Origin of the sequence: Sphingomonas faeni, assembly GCF_023195535.1 — a bacterium.
Classification (GTDB): domain Bacteria; phylum Pseudomonadota; class Alphaproteobacteria; order Sphingomonadales; family Sphingomonadaceae; genus Sphingomonas; species Sphingomonas faeni_B.
On sequence record NZ_JALPNF010000001.1, the window covers coordinates 159,810 to 178,394 of the forward strand.

The 18,585-nt window shown below is 66.3% G+C and carries 13 protein-coding genes and 1 riboswitch; of the genes, 10 read left to right on the top strand and 3 right to left on the bottom strand.

The genetic code is table 11. The features are described from left to right. Positions 1 to 7: 7 nt before the first annotated feature. Complete coding sequence (locus tag SPHN_RS00670) at positions 8 to 2,167, bottom strand: TonB-dependent siderophore receptor (protein ID WP_248521426.1); 2,160 nt, start codon at positions 2,165 to 2,167, stop codon at positions 8 to 10. A 172-nt stretch (positions 2,168 to 2,339) separates the two neighbouring features. On the opposite strand from SPHN_RS00670, the gene SPHN_RS00675 reads away from it, so the two are divergent. From SPHN_RS00675 to SPHN_RS00700, 6 genes are all read left to right on the top strand, one after another. Next, complete coding sequence (locus SPHN_RS00675; protein ID WP_248520566.1) at positions 2,340 to 3,068, top strand: ABC transporter ATP-binding protein; 729 nt, start codon at positions 2,340 to 2,342, stop codon at positions 3,066 to 3,068. Then, complete coding sequence (locus tag SPHN_RS00680) at positions 3,065 to 4,501, top strand: ABC transporter permease (RefSeq protein ID WP_248520567.1); 1,437 nt, start codon at positions 3,065 to 3,067, stop codon at positions 4,499 to 4,501. The genes SPHN_RS00675 and SPHN_RS00680 overlap by 4 nt, the downstream gene beginning before the upstream one ends. Further along, a complete protein-coding gene (locus SPHN_RS00685; protein ID WP_248521428.1) occupies positions 4,501 to 5,763 on the top strand; it encodes a DUF3526 domain-containing protein in 1,263 nt (420 codons plus the stop codon). The genes SPHN_RS00680 and SPHN_RS00685 overlap by 1 nt, the downstream gene beginning before the upstream one ends. Positions 5,764 to 5,848: 85 nt before the next feature. Beyond that, positions 5,849 to 5,925, top strand: a riboswitch (Fluoride riboswitch). A 23-nt stretch (positions 5,926 to 5,948) separates the two neighbouring features. Continuing rightward, positions 5,949 to 7,304: a voltage-gated chloride channel family protein gene (locus SPHN_RS00690; protein ID WP_248520568.1), complete on the top strand. Its 1,356-nt coding sequence runs from the start codon at positions 5,949 to 5,951 to the stop codon at positions 7,302 to 7,304. A 232-nt stretch (positions 7,305 to 7,536) separates the two neighbouring features. Then, positions 7,537 to 8,064: a sterol desaturase family protein gene (locus SPHN_RS00695; RefSeq protein ID WP_248520569.1), complete on the top strand. Its 528-nt coding sequence runs from the start codon at positions 7,537 to 7,539 to the stop codon at positions 8,062 to 8,064. Between the two features lie 29 nt (positions 8,065 to 8,093). Then, positions 8,094 to 8,846, top strand: a complete 753-nt coding sequence (locus SPHN_RS00700) for a fatty acid desaturase (protein ID WP_248520570.1) — start codon at positions 8,094 to 8,096, stop codon at positions 8,844 to 8,846. A 52-nt stretch (positions 8,847 to 8,898) separates the two neighbouring features. On the opposite strand, the gene SPHN_RS00705 is transcribed toward SPHN_RS00700, so the two are convergent. Further along, positions 8,899 to 10,545 carry a glycoside hydrolase family 43 protein gene (locus SPHN_RS00705; RefSeq protein ID WP_248520571.1) on the bottom strand — a complete coding sequence of 549 codons (1,647 nt, stop codon included), beginning with the start codon at positions 10,543 to 10,545 and terminating at the stop codon, positions 8,899 to 8,901. Positions 10,546 to 10,553: 8 nt separating this feature from the next. After that, positions 10,554 to 13,124 (bottom strand): glycoside hydrolase family 9 protein, encoded by a 2,571-nt coding sequence (locus SPHN_RS00710; RefSeq protein WP_248520572.1) that lies wholly within the window; start codon positions 13,122 to 13,124, stop codon positions 10,554 to 10,556. A 243-nt stretch (positions 13,125 to 13,367) separates the two neighbouring features. Here SPHN_RS00710 and SPHN_RS00715 point away from each other — a divergent pair, with 243 nt between their 5' ends. From SPHN_RS00715 to SPHN_RS00730, 4 genes are read left to right on the top strand one after another with little or no spacing between them, the layout of a single operon-like run. Beyond that, complete coding sequence (locus tag SPHN_RS00715; protein WP_248520573.1) at positions 13,368 to 13,580, top strand: hypothetical protein; 213 nt, start codon at positions 13,368 to 13,370, stop codon at positions 13,578 to 13,580. After that, the gene (locus SPHN_RS00720) at positions 13,573 to 15,921 is read left to right on the top strand and encodes a glycoside hydrolase family 95 protein (protein ID WP_248520574.1); all 2,349 of its coding nucleotides are present in this window, start codon (positions 13,573 to 13,575) and stop codon (positions 15,919 to 15,921) included. Before SPHN_RS00715 ends, SPHN_RS00720 begins: the two co-directional genes overlap by 8 nt. Before the next feature lie 58 nt (positions 15,922 to 15,979). Next, positions 15,980 to 17,002: an alpha/beta hydrolase gene (locus SPHN_RS00725; protein WP_248521430.1), complete on the top strand. Its 1,023-nt coding sequence runs from the start codon at positions 15,980 to 15,982 to the stop codon at positions 17,000 to 17,002. A gap of 8 nt (positions 17,003 to 17,010) precedes the next feature. Beyond that, the gene (locus SPHN_RS00730; protein WP_248520575.1) at positions 17,011 to 18,564 is read left to right on the top strand and encodes a glycoside hydrolase family 43 protein; all 1,554 of its coding nucleotides are present in this window, start codon (positions 17,011 to 17,013) and stop codon (positions 18,562 to 18,564) included. The last annotated feature ends 21 nt before the right edge of the window (positions 18,565 to 18,585 follow it).

The window sequence follows — 18,585 nt, forward strand, 5'->3', positions numbered from 1 at the left end:
TCATTACTCAGAAGCTGGCGCGCAGGCCGATCGTGGCGGTGCGCGGGGTGCCCGGCTGCACCCAGACGGGCGAATAGCTGTTGGCGTACCAATGGTCGTCGAACAGGTTGGCGATCGAGCCGAACAGCTGCACCCCCTCGATCAGGTCGGCCTGGCCGAACACGCGGAACAGCGTGTGCGAGGGCAGCGTGAAGTCGGTCCCGGTTTCGCCGTTGCGCGCGCCGACATGCTGGACGCCGGCCCCGACCAGCAGGTCGCGCGTGCCCGCCTTGAACCGCTTGGCCGCCTGCATGTTGAGATTGTGCTTAGGGATGTTGATCAGCGGGTCGCCCGGCTCGATCTGGAACGAGAAATTCGGGTCGAGCACGCGCGACCGCGCCTCGGCATCGGTATAGGCATAGCTCAGCAGCAGCTCGATCCCGCCGGGCAGCCGGCCGTTCAGGTCCGCCTCGATCCCCCTGCTGCGCGCCTTGCCGATCGCGATCGAGAAACCGGGATTGGCGGTGTCGGTGGCCAGCACGTTGGATTTCTCGAGCTGATAGGCCGCCAGCGTGCCGGTTAGCCGGCCACCCAGCGCGGTCAGCTTCACCCCGGCCTCGATCGACTTGCTGGTTTCGGGCTCGAACACGTTGCCGTTCGCGTCCGCGCCGATATTGGCGCGGTAGCCCTCGCCATACGCCGCATACAGCGACAGCGGCGTGCTGAGTTCATAGACGATCCCCGCCTGCGGGCTGAAGCGGCTGCGCTTGCGCCGACCCAGCACGTTGGTCAGCCGGTTGTCGACGCGGAGCAGAAAGTCGTCGTAGCGGCCGCCGACACGAACCTGCAACCGATCGGTCAGGCTGACCTGGTCCTGCACATAGGCACCCATCGTGCGCTGTACGTCGAGCCGGTTGGTGATCGGCGCGGTCGCAGGCACCGGATAGCGGCCATAGACCGGGTTCTGGAGATCGAGCACATAGCCCGCCTGATCGGTCGTCGTCGCGGTCACGACTGGCCCGCGATAGCGCGTGAACAGCTGGTCGGTATCGAAATAGTCGAAATCCCCGCCCATCAGGACACGGTGACGCAGCCCCCCCGTGGCGAACTCGCCGGCCAGTTCGGCGCGCAGCACGCTGTGCTCGGAGGTGTACTGGCGGGTGCGCCGCTGCCGCGACAGCGATCGACCGTCGATATAGAGCTTCTGGCGCGATCGCAGCGTTTCCGCGTCCGACGATGCGCCCGTCAGCCGCGTGTCGCGGTGGCTGGCGCCTACCGACAGCGACCACCTGTCGCTGAAGTCGTGCTGGAGACGCAACTGGTGGCCGGTGGCGCGCGCAACGGTGTCGCCGTCGCTCGGTTCGCCCAGGAACCGGGAGCGCGGCATCGTGTCGAAATTCCCGTTGAGCACGACGATACCGCGATCGAACGGCACCTCGACGCGCGTCCATTCGAAATCATAGGTGACACGCGTGGCATCGCCCAGTTTCAGGCCGATCGACGGGAGGAAGCCCCAGCGCTTTTGCGCCACCGTGTCGCGGAACGTGTCGCCGCTTTCGGCATAGCCGATCAGCCGCGCCGACAGCGTGTCGGTCAGCGCCAGGTTGGCATCGCCCTCGGCACGGACGGTGTCGAAGCTGCGATATTGCAGCGATGCGGTGCCGAAGGTCCGGCCGAGTTCCGCCTGTTTCGTGACTAGGTTGATCGAGCCGCCGGGTTCGCCGCGGCCCAGCACCGCTGCGGCCGGCCCCTTCAGCACTTCGACGCGCTCGATCCCCGCGACGTCACGCTGCCCGCTGAACCCGCGCCCGGCGTTGAACCCGTTGACCAGATAGCCGCTCGGCAGATTCTCGTCGCCGGCAAAGCCGCGCACCGCAAAACTGTCCCACAGCCCGCCGAGCGTGTTCTGCCGCACCACCGATGCGTTCAGGTCGAGCGCGTCGGTCAACCGCGTGATGGCATTCTCGGCGATCACCGTGTCGTCGATCGTCGCGATCGCCTGCGGGATCTCGCGTAGCGTGAAGTTGCCGCGATACGGTTGCCGCACCCCGGTCACCGTGATTTCCTCACGTTCGCTTTCGGTTCGGCCCCGTTCGGACCGGCCTTCCTCGTCCGACTGCGCAACGGCAGGGGCGTAAGACAAGGCAATGGCAAGCGGAATGGCACCGGCCATCGAGGCGGCACGCATGGACAGACGCAAGACAATATCCCCTTCGGCAATTCGGATCGGGAGCGCTGCGACGCTCCGAACTGGCCTGCCTATGAAGGTTATGATGTAACATCGTCAATGATATCTTGTTACACAGGCGTCGACCGGGCATTGAGCGTCGATGTTCATTGCCGAGGATTTGATACGCCCGATGACCGAACCGATCCTGATCGACGATCTGACGTTCGCGTACGATACGCATGACGTCCTCAACGGCCTGTCGCTGCGCGTACCGGCGGGCAGCATTACCGCGTTGCTGGGTGGCAATGGCGCCGGCAAATCGACGACCCTGTCGACATTGCTCGGATTCACGCGGGCACGATCGGGGACGGTCGAGGTTTGCGGGATGAATCCGGCGACCGATCCCGACGCGGTGCGACGGCGGATCGCGTATCTGCCGGAGAACGTCGCGCTCTACGAGCATCTGACGGCGGTCGAGAACGCCGACTATCTGCTCGCGCTTTCCGGCGAGCGCCAGGGGCATGATGCCATCACCGCGGCGCTTGCTGCGGCCGGCTTGCAGGATCAGGCGTGGCACCAGCGGCTCGGCGGCTTCTCCAAGGGGATGCGGCAGAAGGTCGCGATCGCGGTGGCGCTGCTGCGGCAGGTGCCGGTGCTGCTGCTCGACGAGCCAACATCGGGGCTAGATCCGCGCGCGACCGCCGACTTCTCGCAGCTTCTCTTGCAGGTCCGGGAACGGGGCACCGCCATATTGATGGTGACGCACGACCTTCTCTCCGCCGCCGACATCGCCGACCGCATCGCCTTTCTGGAAGCGGGACGCGTCGCGCACGAAGTGCGGGCGGACGGCCCCGAGCGGTTCGACGTTCGCGCGCTGCACGCCCGTTTCCAGCTCGGCGGCGATCGGTTGGCGGCATGAGCGCGGTCGGACTGATCGCGCGCGACGAAATCCGCCTGATGACGCGCAACCGCGTCGCCATCATCGCCTTCGTCCTGGTCGTGCTGCTGACATTGGTCGCGGTCGCCAGTTCCTGGGCGCACCAGCGCGGGATCGCCGAGCTGCGCGCGCGTCAGGCCGAGGCGGCAGAGACGGCGTTCAAGGCGCAGCCCGACCGACACCCCCACCGTGTCGTTCACTATGGCACATTCATCTTCCGCCCACTGGGGCCGCTGGCCGCGTTCGATCCCGGCGTCGATGCATTCACGGGCAACAGCATGTTCCTGGAGGGGCATCGCCAGAACAGCGCCAATTTCGGCGATGTACGGCAAAGCTCGTTGCTGGTGCGCTTCGGCCAGTTGACGCCAGCCTTCGTTCTGCAGGTGGTTGCGCCGTTGCTGCTGATCTTCCTGGGCTATGGCGCGCTGGCGCGGGAGACCGAACGCGGCACGGTGCGCGTGCTGATGCTGCAAGGCGCCGCCCGCGGGCAGATCGTTCGCGGCAAGCTGCTCGCGTTGGGGGCGGCAGCGCTGCTTGCCGGGCTGCCGGCGATGATCGGCCTGGTCGCGATCGCCGGCCAGCCCGGCGCGTTGGTCTGGCCGATGCTGGTGCTCGCGCTAGGCTATATCGGCTATCTGGCGCTGTGGACCGTGTTGATCCTGCTCGTATCGGCGTCGGTCCGCCGCAGCCGCGATGCGCTCCTCGCGCTGGTCGCGGTGTGGGCGGTCGCGGTGGTGCTGTTGCCCCGTGTCGCACCCGACCTCGCCAGCGCCGCGATTCCCCTGACCAACCGGCTGCAGACCGAAGTCGCGGTCGCGCGCGACCTGCGCACGATGGGGGACAGCCACAATCCCGACGATCCCCATTTCGCGCAGTTCAAGCAGGCGCTGCTCGCGCGCTACGGCGTCGCGAAGGTCGAGGATCTGCCGATCAACTACAAGGGCGCGCTGGGCATCGAGGGCGAGCGGCTGACCTCGGCGGTCTATGGCCGCTATGCGACTGCGAACCACGCCGCGCAGGCGCGACAGAATAGCTTGGTCGACGCTATGGGATTGCTGAGCCCGGCTATCGCACTGCGGTCTTTGTCGATGGCCGCCGCGGGCACCGACCTTGCCGGGCACCAGCGGTTCCTGGAGCAGGCGGAGGCCTATCGCTACGCGCTCGTCCAACGGCTGAACCGGATGCAGATGGAGGACGTCAGCTATGCCGACGACGGCGCGACCGATGCCGGCGCGGACCGTCGCAAGCGCGTCTCCGCGCGCAATTGGCAGGCCATGCCGGACTTCAGGTTCATCGCGCCCGACGGTCGCACACTCGCCGCCGCCGCACTGCCCGGGCTTGCCATCGTGTTCGCCTGGCTGGCGGGGGCGCTGATCCTGCTGATGGTCGCGTCGCGTCGATTGGGAGCACGATGATGGGCCTGTTCCGCTATGAATTCCGGCTGTTGCTGCGCCAGCGCCTCACGGTCGGCGCGCTGGCCCTGCTCGCGCTGCTGACGGTGGCCGCGCTTGCTATGGGGATGGCCGAAGTCGCTCGCCAGCGCGCCGCCATCGCCGCCATCCCAGCCGCCCAAGCCGAGGATATCGGGGCGATCGCCGACTATGTCGATCGTACCAAGGATGCGGGGAGCGCCGCCTATTACAGCTTCCATCCGACCTGGGATGCGCCCGCGCCGCTCGCCTTCGCCGCGCTCGGCATGCGCGATGTGGCACCGTACATCCTGCGGGTCCGCACGCTGGGGCTGGAGGCGCAGATCTACGACGGCGACACCTTCAATCCCGAACTCGCACTGCCCGGCCGGTTCGATTTCGCCTTCGTGCTGGTGTTCCTCGCGCCGCTGTTCGTGATCGCGCTGTTTCACGATCTGCGGTCGGCCGAGCGCGAGGCGGGGCGGCAGAGGATGCTCGATGCGTTGCCGAACGGGGGGCGTGCGCTGTGGCGCCGCCGGACGCTGCTTCGCTTCCTGCTGACATGGAGCGCGCTCGGCATACCCTTCGGCATCGCCGCGGCATTCGCGGGCGTCGGCGTCGCATCGATCCTGATCGTCCTTGCCGTGGTCGCCGCCTATCTGCTGTTCTGGGTCGCACTCGCCGCGCTGATCGGCCGGTTGCGCTGGAGTTCGGTCGCCAACGCAGCGGCGCTGGCGGCGGCATGGCTCGTGCTGGTGCTGATCGTCCCGACCTTGTGCAACGTGGCGATCAACGCTGCGATCCCGGTAAACCAGGGCGCGGAGATCGCGATGGCGCAGCGTGAAGCGGTCAACGGCGCGTGGGACGTGCCCCGCGAAGCCACCATGCGGCGCTTCTACGCCCGCCATCCCGAATGGGCGGATTCGGCGCCGCTCGGTCCCGAATTCCATTACAAATGGTATCTGGCCTTCCACGAGAATGGTGACGAAAGCGTCGCCCCCGCGGTTCGCGCCTATCGCCAGGGCCTGGAAGCGCGCGATGCCGCGGGCCGTGCGCTCGGCTGGGTGCTGCCTTCGGTTGGCGTGCAGGCACTGCTGACCCGGATCGCGCATACCGACCTGACGGCTCAACTCGCCTATCAGGACCGTATCCGCGCGTTCCACCAGCGTCTCCGCACCTTCTACTACGGCTATCTCTTCCGCGACCGACCGTTCGGCAGAACCGATTTCGACCGCGCGCCCCGCTTCGACGATCGAGATCGTGGCTGACGGCAAGCGCGCGGTCCTTCGCGGTTAAACCGGGGCGGGAGCAAGCGTTGCGACGGAGTTGACGACCGCGTTCAGCCATTCCATAGGGCGCGGCGGCGATGGATTTCCGCCGGGCAATGTGGCCGAACCGCTCTGACAAGAGCTGATGATTCCTACTTGGCGCCCTGGGGCAGCAAGGAGGATTCGTGCGCGCTACCTTTCATAATCTCATCCGCGAACTGCATGTCGCCGTATTCGTCCGCGACCGTCGCGATCACGCTTTGTCGGTCCTACGCTGGGTGCTGGTTCTCGTGCCGATCGCCGCGCTCATCGGCACGCTATGCGCCGCGTTCCTGTGGAGCTTGGATGCCGTCACGCGATTGCGCTTCGCCTTCCCGTGGCTGCTCTACTTGCTGCCGCTGGGCGGTTTCGCGGTCGGGCTGCTCTATCATCTGACAGGTCGCTCGGTGGAGGGCGGCAACAATCTCATCGTCGAGCAGATCCATGAACCGGGCGGCGGCGTGCCGCTGCGTATGGCACCGCTGATCTTCCTCGGTACGGTGGTGACTCATCTGTTCGGCGGGTCGGCCGGGCGCGAAGGCACCGCAGTCCAGCTGGGCGGCAGTCTCGCCAGCGGCTTGGGCCGCGCGCTGAAGCTCGACGCGGACGACACCCGCATCCTGTTGATGACCGGCATCGCGGCCGGGTTTGGCGCGGTGTTCGGTACGCCGATCGCGGGGGCGGTGTTCGCGCTGGAGGTGTTGGCGATCGGCCGGGTCGAATATCGCGGACTGGTACCGTGCCTGCTCGCCGCGCTGGTCGGGGATTGGACGTGCCTTGCCTGGGGTATCCACCACGGCGTCTATCGTATCGATACGCTCGTGCCGGTCGATGCCCTGCTCGTCGCCAAGGCGGGTATCGCCGGCGTGGCGTTCGGGCTGGTCGGCCTCGTCTTTGCGGAATGCAATCACGCCCTGGGCGGTTGGCTCAAGCGGGTCGTATCCTATGGCCCGCTTCGCCCGGTCATCGGCGGGATCGCGGTCATCCTGCTCGTCCATCTTTTCGGAACGCGCGACTATCTCGGGCTTGGTACGCTTGCGGCGGCCCCCGACAGCATCACCATCGCCAGCTTTTTCGGGCCGGACACGCATCCCTGGAGCTGGGCGCTAAAGCTCCTGTTCACGGTCGTGACGCTCAGCGCCGGCTTCAAGGGCGGCGAGGTGACACCGTTGTTCTTCATCGGCGCGGCGCTCGGCAGCGCGCTCGCGCCGATATTCGGCGTCCCGACGGGCGTGTTCGCGGCGATCGGCTTTGTCGCTGTGTTCGCGGGCGCGGCGAATACACCGCTCGCCTGCACCTTCATGGGGATCGAGCTGTTCGGTGCGACCTATGCCGTGCCGATCGCGGTCGCCTGCTTCGTCGCCTATCTGTGTTCCGGCCATAACGGCATCTATCTGTCGCAGCGCGTCGCCATTCCGAAGGTGCCGACCAACGGTCTCGCCTCGAACGCGACCCTGCGGGACGCCCGCGCGCATCGTGCCGTGCGCCGCCCGCGCCCTTGAACGCCATCGTCATAGGCAGGGGCGGTTCGAGCAGGCGCAGGAAGCCAGGACCGCGCCCCGGGGTCGGCCTCGCATCGCGCGACCCCAATCTTGCGCAACCAGGGTTAACCTTGGACGCCTCCGAAGCGAAATTGTCCGCCGGCGCCCTCGCATCGCCTCGTCGTAAGCGTTATATATGGGCTATGTTGAAGTCCCCCCGCCTGCTCGTCATCAATCCCGCCGGCCCAGTCTGATGGCGTGGTTCGAAAAACTCGCGATCGTCGTCTTCATGGTGTTCTTCATGGAATGCTTCGCATGGGCCGCCCACCGATACATCATGCACGGCTGGGGATGGGGCTGGCACAAATCGCATCACGAGGATCATGAAGGCTGGTTCGAGAAGAACGATCTTTATGCGGTCGTCTTCGCGATCGTGCCGATCGTCCTGTTCATCGTTGGGCTTTGGTGGGAGCCCTTGTGGTGGGCGGCCCTGGGCATCACCGTCTATGGCGGGATCTACGCCTTCGTTCATGATATGCTCGTCCATCAGCGCGGAGGCTTTCGTTGGGTGCCCAAGCAGGGGTATTTCAAGCGTCTCCTGCAGGCTCATCGGTTGCATCACGCCGTCGAAGGCAAAGATGGTACGGTCAGCCATGGCTTTCTGTTTGCACGCAAGCCTGCGGTGCTGAAGGCGCAGTTGCGGGCGAATGCCGATCCGCAACGGCGTACCGCACCCCTCAACAGGGCGGCGAACGCCCAACCGTTAGACGCAAGCAAGTGAGCGCAGCGGCTCGTGATCGGCGAGATGTCATGAAGCGGCAGATGCGTATCAGCGTCTCGCTGGCCGCCGCCATCGTCGTGGCGTGGCTGTGCATTCATGTGACCGGCATCTTTTTCTGGCACTGGACATTGAGCACGGTTCCGATCGCCATTGCGATGGTCCTCGCCCAGACATGGCTGAGCACGGGGTTGTTCATCATTGCCCATGACTCGATGCACGGTGCGCTGGCGCCGGGTCATCCCAGGCTGAACCGAGCGATCGGTGCGACGTGTCTGACGCTGTACGCCTGCCTGTCCTATGCGACGTTGTTACCGCAGCATCACCTCCATCACAAAGAGACGGGAACGGCGGGAGACCCTGACTTTCACGGCGGGGACCCGCGCCTCATGGGCTGGTTCATGCAGTTCTTCCGTACCTATTATTCTCACGGACAGATTGCGCGCATAACCGTGATGGCGCTGATCTATACCCTGTTGCTCGGCGCGCCGCTCGGTAACATCGTCATCTTCTGGGCACTGCCGGCCTTGGGTGCGGTCGCACAGTTGTTCGTGTTCGGTACCTGGCTGCCGCACCGGGAGCGGACGGAACCCTTCGTCGATTCCCATCGCGCCCACAGCGTCAGCATCGGTCCGGCATTGTCGCTGCTGACCTGTTTTCATTTTGGCGGCTATCACCACGAGCATCATCTGTTCCCAGGGACGCCGTGGTGGGGGCTTCCGGCGAAACGGCGTGACATTGCCGCGCGGACTCCCGATCGCCAGCGGGTGAAGGATCTAGCCTGACACTCGCAGTCAGGCTCGCTGTAATGCCGAGGACCGGTCCGTGCCTGGCCGTTTACCGATACCAGGCGTAAGGACCGACCAGCGTGCCGACAAAGCCGCCCGCAGTCTTGGTGCTGAGAAACTTTGCGTCGACGTTGCGCATCAACGTGCGTCTGCTCTCGGCACTTGTATAGTCGAACGCCAGCGTACCGCCGTCCGCACGGATCGTTAGCGATATCGGGCCCGAACCGGAAATAGGGGCGGACGCCACGAGCAGCTCCTTGCCCTTGTCGGCGGTGTAGAGCGCGACGACGGGCTTTCCGGCGATCCGGGTTATGCCGAAGAAGAGATAGTTCGCATCGCTTTGCATAGCCACCAGACCCGCGCGATCGCCGTCGGTGTCGGGTGCGAAACGGACGGTGGTCGACATTGTCGCCACATGATGGTGCTGCCGGCGTCCGACGAATGACGGTACACGCGACAGATCGCCAATCCGTCCGCCGCGGTCCAGCACGAGATCGCCGCCGTCGAGCCGGTAGAACGGCGTCTTCGGCGTTCGTACGCCGACCCACTGCATCGCCAGCGTGCTGCCGTCGAAGTTGTCGACATAGCCGAAGTCGCCGCTGGTCGGCAACGGGCCGGGTGTGCCCGCGGGCAGCCGCGGCTTCGTCCCGACGAACGGTATCGGTTGTCTCTTGGGCAGGATGATCGGCCATCCGTCTTTCCACGTGACCGGCAGGAGGAACGTCTCGCGGCCGATATTGTAATAGTCGCCCTCGTACGGACGGACGCCCAGGAAGGTCGCATACCAGTCGCCATGCTGCGTCTGCACCAGCGTGGCGTGGCCCGCCGAGGTGATCGGATTGGGGCGGGCAGGGTCGAGATCGCGCTGGGTCAGGATCGGATTGTCGGCGTACGGCACGAACGGCCCGCGTAGAGACTTGGATCGCAGCACGACCTGCGAATGGTTGACGCTCGTGCCGCCCTCGGCCGCGGTCAGGTAATAATAGCCGTCCTTGCGGAAAATGTGCGGGCCCTCGATCCAGACCGGCTTCTTGGAGATGTCGACGCCGCCGTTGATCAGCTGCGTGCTGTCGCCGACCATCTTGCCTGCGCGCCAGTCATATTCCTGGATCCAGATCGCGCGGTGGCCGTCATAGCGCGGCGGCTCGGCGGGCGCGCGGTTGTTGACGATATAGGCCTTGTCGCCTTCCCAGTAGATCGACGGGTCGATGCCTTCGAAGGGTAGCCATATCGGGTTCGACCACGGCCCCGCCGGGTCCTTCGCGGTGATGACGAAATTGCCTTTGCACTCCACACACGTGTTGACGATGTAGAACACGCCGTCGTGATACGAGATGTCGGGCGCGAACACCGCCTGCGACGTCCGCATGCCTGTGAAGTCGAGCTGTTCGGGCCGGTCGATCGCATTGCCGATCTGCGTCCAGTTCACCAGGTCCTTCGACCGGAAGATCGGCAGGCCCGGATAATGCGCGAACGACGACAGGACGAGGTAATAGTCGTCGCCGACCCGCGTCACCGAAGGATCGGGATAATAGCCGGACAGGATCGGGTTGCGGTATTGGTTCGGCCCGACCGTCACCTTTTCCTGGGCGTGGCCGTCATAGCTGAAGCGGCTGAACCGCGGCGCATCGCTGGCAGCGGCGGGCGATGCGAGGGCAGCGCCCGAGAGCAACAGGGCAAGCGTTTGAAGTTTCATGATGGTCCTCATCGAACGGCGCCCCCGCGCACGGTTGCGGTCGGCTTTGCGCTGGCGGAGCGATTGGCGAGATCCTGCGCGGCGAGCGCGAGTTCGATCCACATCGCGCCCTCGGGAATGACGTATTCGTTCTCACCCCAGAAGAACGGCCAATCCTCGTGGTTCTCGGGCAGGTCCGGCTTGACGATCAGCACGCCCGGCACGACGCCGCCGGCGATGAAGGAGAAGTCCGCGCGGTTGTTGCCGTAGGCGACTTCCTTCGACACGGTGCCGACGCCCGATACGAACGATATGTCGGACGCGGGGTGATGCCCGACCAGGAATTCCAGCCCGCGGAACACCGCGTCGGCGGGCATGATCTCGGGAAACGCCGTGTGCAGCGCATAGGCATTGAGTGCGGTCCCCAACACGGTGCCGCTGCCCGCCCAGCCGCCGGTAGTGATCGGCACGCCGAACGGGTTGGCCTTCGCCGCCGCAGCCGTTGCGGCCGCGTAGGCGCGGACTGCCGGGACCATGCCGTCGCGGTAGGCGGGCGGCATGAACGGGATCGCGGCCACCGCGTCCCGCAGCGTGAAGGCGAAGCGTTTTTCCATTGCCGGCCATAGCGACTGGACGGCGGCGGCATAGCGCGGGTCGCGGGTGGACCGCAGCAGTTCGACGGCGGCGGAGAATTGCTCGGCCTCCAGCGGCCCACCGGTCGTGTTGCCGTGCTGGTACATATCGGGCGCGTGCGACTGTTCCTCGGCCCAGGTCCGCGTCGCGATATCGAGCGCCTTTTTCGACAGGGCAGGGTCGACGTCGGCCAGCGCGCGCGAGGCCGCGGCGAGCCCCGCGATCGAGCCGTAGTTGAGCGCGGACGCCTTGGTCGTAAAGGCCCAGCGATCGTCGGGCGTACCGCTGCGTCCGCCCTTTTCCTCGCCGAGCTTCAGCGCCGGATCGTAGACCAGCCCATCGGTTTTGGTCGATGCGTCGCCGAGATGGGTATATTGCGCGACGTCGGGCTCGACGATGCCGTGGATCGCATGGCCGACCGCGTCGAACTGCGCGATCAGTTGCAGCGTGCCGTGGCGGATCTGCTGGACGAGATCGGGCGTGCCATCGGGGACGTGCATCTCGGTCTTGCGCCGCGTCCAGTCGATCGCGGTGGTGTCCCGCGTCGGATGCCAGCGCTCCCAGCTGTCGATCAGTGACCGGATCACCTGATATTGCGACTGGGTGCGGATGTCGTAGTCACCCGCGTCGAACCATCCGCCGACCGCTAGGCCGGGAATGTGCTCGCCCGGCTTGAACTTCGTGTCGGTAGTCGGCCCCTGCGCGTAAAGATCGATATGCTCGTGGTTCACGGGTGCCTGGCGCGCATCGTCGCGGTGCGCGTCGCCGTGCCAGACCCGGTAGCCTTCGTTGACGAACATATGATCCATCGCGACCGGAAAATACACGTCGAGCGTGGGATGCCACGCGCCCGCATAGGCGTCGGCGGCGATCCGGAACGGCGCGGTGCGGGTCGCACCATATTCGAGCACATAGGTGCCGGGCTGCCGGACCGCGCTGAAATCGAGCTGAAGATAGGTGTAGCGCAAATACTCGCCCCAGCGCTTGGCCGGCGCGGTGCGGATCGGCGTCATGCTGCCGTCTGCTCCGACGCGGAGCAGGCGCGCGGGCAGCGTTCGACGATCGTTGCGGTCGAGTTCGATCGTCGCGACCTTCCGCGCATCCGGCGTGTAGCCGAGCTGCGAATGCGCGATCACCGGAGGACGCAGCCAACCGGGTACGCTGTTCGGCTGGATCGTCCATTCGAGGACCGTGCCGGTGCGTCCAGCGGGCAGGAGCGACCGGAGCACGAACCAGCCGTTCTGCGCCTGGTTGCGACCGTCGAACAGCTGCACCTCGGCGGTGGACCGTATCGTCACGCGCCGGGCAGGATCCTCCGGCGCGAGCACGAAGCGAGTGCCCTTGGCGATCGCGGTCGGCTCGGCGCCGGGCCCTTCGGCACGGCCGCTCGCCGCGTTGCGGTCCGGCGTCGCGACCATCGCGTCGGCGGGATAGATCGGGAAAGTGCCGGTGGCGTCGTCCGCCATATAGCTGTGATGGAAATAGGCGGTGGGGAGGAATTCCAGGTTGAACCCGGCCTTGCCGGCAAGCGCGGCTGGTACCGGCTGGTCGAGGATCACCGAGACGGCGACCGCCCCGCCGCGCTTTTCCGATCGCACCCGGTACTGCCATTTATAGTCGGGATATTCGAGCGTCACCGTGATCGCGCCGGTTGCCGCGTCGACCTTGCGGTCTACCAGACGACCGATCGCGTCCCACTGGCCGGGGGTGGCGGAGAGGCGGACATCGCCATTGGTCGCGATGCGCTCGCCCTGCTGGATGATCTCGACGCCGCTGATCTTCGAATCGGCGAACAGCCCGTCATACCAGTTGGAGAAGACGAGCACGTTGGCGGCGGGCGCTTCGTAATAGCCGGCCGCATTCAGCGTCAGCGCCGGTGCTTTGCTCGACGGCTTTGTCTGAGCGATTACGGGTGCCACGGTGGCGAGCAAGGTCGCTATTACGCAGAATGCCGGTCTTACCGTCACTGGCAGATCCTCCCCAAGTCGTTGTGCAACGGTCAATCCGAGTCACATTTCCGCCAACTATAGCGCTAACAGCGGGCCGCGCCAGTCACTGTATCGAATGCCTCGATGAAAGGCGGGCATGGAGAATTACTCGACTTGATAGCGGTATCACATTATCACTCCGACAAGGACGCAAGAGCGGCCGGCGGAGCCGATTGTCGGCAAGGTCGAATACCGCCTATCAGCAGTCCCTGGGAGAAGAGGATGACCGGGATGATCGGCGATCTTCGTGATACGCTGCTTGCATCGATCGCCACCGAGGCGAGGTTGATGATGCCCGCGGACGATCGCGCGCCTATCGGCACATCCCGACGGCGATGCCGGGAATACGCGGCGATCATGCGGCCCCATACCGCCGCCTGGAGCGCATCCTGCGACGTGCGTCTTCATGCTCGGTCTGGGCTGACCTGTGCCTAGCGATCCGTCGCGGCGCGATCTGATCGAGGGTGCCGCGGCGAGCGTCGCTGCCCTTACCTTGCCTGCGCCTGCATGGGCGACAGCAGGGAAGGCGGCGGCGGGGAAGGACGCGCGGCTGTGGTATCGCCAACCGGCCGTCGCCTGGACCGAGGCGTTGCCGGTGGGCAATGGGCGGCTCGGGGCGATGGTGTTCGGCGGCACCACGCGCGAGCGGTTGCAGCTCAACGAAGACACGCTGTGGACGGGCGGGCCCTATGATCCGGTCAACCCGGCGGCGCGGGATACGCTTCCGGAAGTGCGACGGTTGATCGATGCCGGCAAGTTCGCCGAGGCGCAGGCTCTGGCGAACGCCAAGCTGATGGGCGTGCCAAGAACGCAGATGGCGTATCAGCCGGTCGGCGACCTGCTGCTCGACATGCCGGGGATCGGCGCGATCGCGGCGTATCGGCGCGACCTCGATCTCGACACGGCGATCGCCACGACCAGCTTCATCGCAGGCGGCACGCGGTTCCACCGTGAGGTGTTCGCCGCACCGGGCGATCAGGTGATCGTCGTACAGGTCACCGCGGATCGCCCCTTCGATGTCCGCATCGGCCTGACGTCGCCGCATCCCGGCGCGGTCGTCTCGGCGAGCGGGGCGGTGTTGACGCTGACCGGGCGTAACGGCGAGCGCGCAGGTATCGCGGGGCGATTGAGGTTCGCGGCCCGCGCGCGGGTGTCGACCGCCGGCGGGACGATCGTCGCCGATCGCGACCGTCTGCACGTCCGCGGTGCGCGATCGGTTACCGTGTCGATCGCGATGGCGACGAGCTATCGTCGTTTCGATGACGTGAGCGGCGATCCCGAAACTGCGACGCTCGCCACGCTTGATCGGGCGCAAGCTCGCGGGATCGACCGTATCCGCACCGAGATGATCGCGGCGCATCGAACGCTGTTCCGTCGCGTAACGCTGGATCTCGGGCGGACGGCTATCGCTGACCGCCCGACCGACGAGCGTATCCGCGCGAACGATGCCACCGCCGACCCGGCGCTCGCCGCGCTGTATTTCGACTATGGCCGCTATCTGCTGATCGCGTCGTCGCGGCCCGGCAGCCAGCCCGCCAATCTCCAGGGCATCTGGAACGACCAGATCAAGCCGCCCTGGGAGTCCAAATACACGGTCAATATCAATACCGAGATGAACTACTGGCCGGCGGAGGTCACCGCGCTCGCCGAATGTACCGAGCCGCTGGTCCGGATGGTGCGCGAACTGGCGATCACCGGCGAACGCACCGCGCAGAAAATGTACGGCGCGCGGGGCTGGGTGTGTCATCATAATACCGACCTGTGGCGTGCGACCGCGCCGATCGACGGGGCGGAGTGGGGGCTGTGGCCGACCGGCGGCGCGTGGTTGTGCACGCATCTGTGGGATCCCTACGATTACGGGCGCGACCTCGCCTATCTGCGCTCGGTCTATCCGCTGATGCGCGGGGCGGCGTTGTTCTTCCTCGATACGCTCCAGACCGATCCTGCGACCGGCGCGCTGGTGACCAACCCGTCGCTGTCGCCCGAGAACATCCATCCGGCGGGGGCCTCGATCTGCGCGGGGCCGGCGATGGACATGCAGATCCTCCGCGATCTGTTCGATCAGGTGGGGCGGGCGGCGGCTTTGCTGGCGATCGATGCCCCGTTTGCAGCCCAGGTAGCGGCGGCACGGGCGCGCCTCGCACCCGATCATATCGGTGCGCAGGGGCAGCTTCAGGAGTGGCAGCGCGACTGGGACGGGGCCGCGCCAGAGCCGCACCACCGCCACGTATCGCATCTCTACGGGCTGTTCCCGAGCGACCAGATCGATCTCGACCGGACGCCCGCAATGGCTCAGGCGGCGCGGCGTTCGCTCGAACTGCGCGGTGACGAGTCGACCGGCTGGGCGACGGCGTGGCGTGCGAACCTGTGGGCGCGGCTGCGCGACGGCGACCACGCGCACCGTATCCTCGCCTTCCTGCTGGGGCCCGAGCGGACCTATCCCAATTTGTTCGACGCGCATCCGCCCTTCCAGATCGACGGTAATTTCGGCGGCACGCGCGCGATCGCCGAGATGCTGATGCAGAGCCGCGGCGACGAGATACTCCTGCTGCCGGCACTGCCGCGTGCATGGCCGACTGGATCGGTGAGCGGATTGCGCGCCCGCGGCCGGTGCACGGTCGACGTGAAGTGGCGGGGCGGCGAACTGGTCATGGCGGAGGTCCGTGGCGAGCTATCGGGACGCCGCGTGATCCGCCTGGGCACGCGGCGCGTCGAGATCGTGCTGACACCGGGCAAGGCGGTCAGGCTGCGCGGTAGCGATCTGACGCGCGCATGAACAAACAAAGGGGATGTCCGTGAACAGAGTTTTCGTCGCAATCGGTACCGCGTTGGCGATGCTGTCGATCGATCCCGCATCGGCGCAGGTCAAGACGCCGGCACCGCCGCCCGTCGCCGGTGCGCGCCCGGTGACGATCGAGCGGATTACCGTCCACTCGCCCGCGATCGAAGGCAATCTGGAAGGCGAAAGTCCGGACCGGGCCGTGCTGGTGGTCCTGCCGCCGAGCTATCGCTCCAACCCGAAGCAGCGCTATCCGGTGGTCTATGCCCTCCACGGCTATTCGATCGGCGTCGAACAGTGGATCGGCGAGATCCATGTACCGCAGACGATCGAGGGCGCGTTCGCCAAGGGTGCTCGCGAGATGATCGTCGTGCTGCCCGACAGCAAGACCGCGCATAACGGGTCGTTCTATTCGAGTTCGGTGACGGTCGGGGACTTCGAGACGTTCGTCGCGCATGATCTGGTCGGCTATATCGACGGCCATTACCGGACGATCGCGGACCGTCGCAGTCGCGGCCTCGCGGGCCATTCGATGGGCGGTTACGGTACCGCGCGGATCGGCATGAAGCACGCGGACGTGTTCGGCGCGCTCTACATGATGAGCCCGTGCTGCCTCTCGACACGCGCGCTCGGCACGCCCGATGCGGCGACCGAGACGGCGATCCGCGGGCTGCGCTCGCCGGCGGACAGCGCGACCTTGTCATGGGGGCAGCGCGCGCAACTCGCGACCGCGGCGGCGTGGTCGCCGAATCCCAAGGCACCGCCGCTGTATCTCGATCTGCCGGTCAAGGACGGCGTGCCGCAGCCCGACGTGCTGGCGCGCTGGGCTGCCAATGCGCCGCTGGCGATGCTCGACCAATATGTCGGCAATATGCGGCGTTACGCGGCGATCGGGATCGACGTCGGCGACCGCGATGGGCTGAAGGACGATGCCGGCAAGCTTCACGAAGCGCTGGATCGCTACGGGATCGCGAACAGCTTCGAGGTGTATCCGGGCGATCACACCAGCGGCGTCGCGGGGCGCGTGCAGGACAAGATGATGCCGTTCTTTTCGCGCACGCTGGCGTTCGGCGAGTGAGGGTCGGGTTGGCAATCGCACTGGGGCTGATGCCGACGGTAGCATCGGCGCAGGTGTGGCGATCGGATCAGGGCGATGGGACGTTCCGCAATCCGGTGCTGTTCGCGGATTATCCTGACCCCGACATCATCCGCGTCGGCAGCGACTATTACTTCGCGACCACGACGTTCGCGAACACGCCTGGGATCACGATCCTGCATAGCCGCGATCTGGTGAACTGGACGCTCGCCTCGCACCTCGTCGATCGGCTGGAGGGCAAGCCCGAATATGATCTGAAGGGCGGCAACGCGTACCGGCACGGGCTCTACGCCTCCTCCTTACGCTATCACGCGGGCACCTATTATCTGGCCAACACGCCGGTCGGGCAGAAGACGCGGATCTGGTACGCGAAGGACGTGCGCGGGCCGTGGCGCTTTTACGAACTGGAGCGCGAGGCGTTCGATCCGGGGCTGTTCATCGAGCCGGACGGGCGCGCGTATCTGGCGACCGCGAGTACCGCGGACGGGACGATCACGCTGCTGACGCTCGACAAGGCGCTCGCGCATGTCACCGCGTCGCAGAAGGTGCATTACATCAAGGGCGCGGAGGGGTCGAAGATCATCCGGCGTGGTGCGTATTATTACATGTTCAACGCGCTGCCGCCGCGGTTGGCGCTCAGCGTCTCGCGGTCGCGCAGCCTGTTCGGGCCGTGGGAGACGCGCGACCAGATCGACGACAAGACCGGCGGGCATCAGGGCGCGCTGGTCGACCTGCCGGACGGTCGGTGGTTCGGCTTCGTGATGGAGGATAGCGGCGCGATCGGGCGGATGACGAACCTCAGCCCGGTGTTCTGGCAGGACGACTGGCCGGTATGGGGCACACGCGGGGCACCCGGTCGCGTGCCGCGGCGCAGCGTGAAACCGATCTTGGGATCGCCGTTTGCGGAGCCGGCGAGGTCGGATGATTTCGGGAAGCCGATGCTCGGGTTGCAGTGGCAGTGGAACCACAATCCGGAGCCTTCGCGCTGGTCGCTGACAGAACGGCCGGGATGGTTGCGGTTGAAACCGACGGTTGCAGCCGGGTTCTGGAGTGCGCGCAATACGCTGGTGCAGAAGGGGCAGGGGCCTGCGAGCCGGGGCGAGGTGAAGCTCGACATCCGCCATCTCGCACCGGGCGATCGCTGCGGGTTCGGCACGTTCGGGCAGTTCAGCGGGAACTTGACGGTGCAGGGCGCGGCGGGGGGCAAGGCGACGCTGGCGATGGAGGTGACCGAGGACACGGTCGCCGGTCCTCGGACCGCGGTTCGCGCCACCGCGCCGCTCCCGCCGGCCGAGGCGTTGTGGTTGCGGACCGACATGGACTTTACGACCGATCGTGCGCGCGTCGCATATAGCGTGGACGGGCGGCGTTGGACTGGCCTCGGCGGCGATTTCCCGCTGGCATTCGCGTGGCGGACGGGCACGTTCCAGGGCGAGCAATTCGCGCTGTTCTGCTACGCGCCGGCGGCAAGCCGCGGGTCTTTCGACATCGACAGCTTCACGTTGTCCGCGATGCAGCCCGCGAGGCCGGAGCGTGTCCGTTAGGGCGATCGACAGCTGGCGGAG